Origin of the sequence: Streptomyces sp. NRRL WC-3549 (genome assembly GCF_000721935.1) — a bacterium.
Lineage (GTDB): Bacteria > Actinomycetota > Actinomycetes > Streptomycetales > Streptomycetaceae > Streptomyces.
In genome coordinates, this window is record NZ_KL585388.1 from 40,091 (window position 1) to 42,076 (window position 1,986).

General features: G+C 71.2%; 2 protein-coding genes. One reads left to right on the top strand and one right to left on the bottom strand.

Annotated features, from left to right (window positions below; genetic code table 11):
• Positions 1-1,191: pyridoxal phosphate-dependent aminotransferase (locus tag IH13_RS0106635; RefSeq protein ID WP_063837406.1), on the bottom strand; the 1,191-nt coding region annotated here is incomplete at its 3' end.
• 86 nt (positions 1,192-1,277) lie between these two features.
• On the opposite strand from IH13_RS0106635, the gene IH13_RS0106640 reads away from it, so the two are divergent.
• Positions 1,278-1,982, top strand: a complete 705-nt coding sequence (locus tag IH13_RS0106640) for a winged helix-turn-helix transcriptional regulator (RefSeq protein WP_051835778.1) — start codon at positions 1,278-1,280, stop codon at positions 1,980-1,982.
• Positions 1,983-1,986 lie beyond the last annotated feature (4 nt).

Genomic DNA, 1,986 nt, shown 5'->3' on the forward strand with positions numbered 1-1,986 from the left:
GACAGAGCCGATACGGCTGATCGCCGCGTCGAGGTCGTCGGCGTGCGGGAGGGTCAGGATCCGGAAGTGGTCCGGGCGCGGCCAGTTGAACCCGGTGCCCTGCACCACCTGGATCTTCTCCCGCAGCAGCAGGTCCAGGACGAACCGCTCGTCGTCGACGATGGCGTGCACCTCCGGGTCGATGCGCGGGAAGGCGTACAGCGCCCCCTTCGGCTTCACGCACGACACCCCGGGGATCTCGTTCAGCCGCTCCCACGCGCGGTCGCGCTGCTCGTGGAGGCGGCCGCCCGGGGCGACGAGCTCCCGGATCGACTGCCGGCCGCCGAGCGCGGCCTGGATCGCGTACTGCGCGGGCGCGTTGGGGCACAGGCGCATGGAGGCGAGTGTGGTCAGCCCCTCCAGGTAGTTGCGGGCGTGCTGCTGCGGGCCCGACACCACCATCCAGCCGGAGCGGAACCCGGCCACCCGGTACGTCTTGGACAGCCCGCTGAAGGTGAGGCAGAGCACGTCCGGGGCCAGGACCGCCACCGGGTGGTGCTCGGCGCCGTCGTACAGGATCTGGTCGTAGATCTCGTCGGCGAAGACCATCAGCCCGTGACGGCGCGCCAGGTCCACAATGCCGTCCAGGACTTCCCGGGGGTAGACGGCGCCCGTCGGGTTGTTCGGGTTGATGACGACCACCGCCCGGGTGCGGTCGGTGATCTTCGAGGCCATGTCGGCGAGGTCCGGATTCCAGTCCGCCGCCTCGTCGCAGACGTAGTGCACGGCCTTGCCGCCCGCGAGCGTGGTCACAGCGGTCCACAGCGGATAGTCGGGGCTCGGGATCAGCACCTCGTCGCCGTCCTCCAGGAGCGCCTGCACGGCCATGGAGATCAGCTCGGAGACGCCGTTGCCGAGGAAGACGTCGTCCACGCCGGCCTCGGCCAGTCCCATCGCCTGGTAGCGCTGCGCCACGGCGCGGCGGGCGGACAGGATGCCGCGCGAATCGGTGTAGCCGTGCGCCTGGGGAAGCATCCGGATCATGTCCTGGACGATCTCCTCGGGGGCCTCGAAGCCGAAGAGCGCCGGATTGCCGGTGTTCAGACGGAGCACGCTGTGGCCGGCCTCCTCGAGCGCGTTCGCCTGCTCGATGACCGGGCCCCTGATCTCGTAACAGACCTCGTTGAGCTTGCTGGACTGCCGGAACTCCATCTGTGCCTCCCCGACCCTGGACTGCGATACTTGGTTTTACCAAGCTCGGGCTTGGAAAGTCCAACAACATGTCTAGACTGCGTCGCATGCCACGTCAGCAGGCGCCAGCGACGCGCCCTCCCCGCCGCCGGAGTTACGACCAGTTCTGTGCCGCCGCCCGGGCCCTCGACTCCGTGGGCGACCGGTGGACGCTGCTGATCGTCCGTGAGCTGCTGGCCGGGCCCCGCCGCTACACCGATCTGCACGCGGACCTGCCCGGCGTCAGCACCGACGTGCTGGCCTCCAGGCTGAAGGACATGGAGCAGGGCGGCCTGGCGGTACGCCGGAAGCTGCCGCCGCCCGCCGCGGCCTCGGTCTACGAACTGACCGCGCACGGCCGCGGACTCCTGCCCGTCCTCACCGCACTCACCCGCTGGGGCGCCCCCGCGCTCGCCGAACGCCGGCCCACCGACGCGGTGCGCGCCCACTGGTTCGCCCTGCCGCTGCTGAGTGCCATGGAGCAACTGGCCTGCTCCGGGACCGTCGAAGTCCGGCTGGACGAAGGCGAGTTCCATATCCGTACGGGCGCGGACCCGGCCGGGCGGGAGGCGTACGGCTACGGTCCCGCCCCGGATGCCGACGCCTGCCTCGTGCTCGACGCGGAGCTCTGCCTGGCGCTGGGGCGCGGCGAGTGCACCCTGGCCGAGGCCGTCCGGGACGGCCGGATCGAAGTGTGCGGCGAGGGCCCCCTGGCCGACGAGATCCGCGGGCCGGCGCGGGGCGGCGGGAGGAATCCGTCGCGTCAACCGTGACTGG